We start from the raw sequence: 256 nt of genomic DNA, 5'->3' as shown, positions 1-256 counted from the left end.
GCCCGGCCCTATCCAGGTTTCCGATGCGGGCAAAACTGCTAAACCACTCGTATTTGCGAGGTTAATTAAATTCGCTGAATTTTGGCTGCCGCTAGCAGGTTCAAATTCCCAGACTCCGGCAACTAAATGCAGTTTACCCCAAACATAAGTTTCGCGCCGACCCAGCGATCGCAATTCAGCATGACACCGAACCCGCACAAACTCCGGCCCCCAAGCATCCGGGCCAAGCCCAGAAATCTTTTTCAAAGCAGGCACA

1 protein-coding gene is annotated in these 256 nt (G+C 52.3%); it reads right to left on the bottom strand.

The window, feature by feature from the left end; genetic code table 11:
* On the bottom strand, positions 1-256 hold a 256-nt coding region (locus tag FLQ44_RS25740; RefSeq protein ID WP_206209149.1), incomplete at both ends, for a molybdopterin-binding domain-containing protein.

It is taken from the genome of Vogesella mureinivorans, from assembly GCF_007644035.1.
GTDB lineage: Bacteria > Pseudomonadota > Gammaproteobacteria > Burkholderiales > Chromobacteriaceae > Vogesella > Vogesella mureinivorans.
This window is presented reverse-complemented; position numbering and strand designations above follow the sequence as displayed.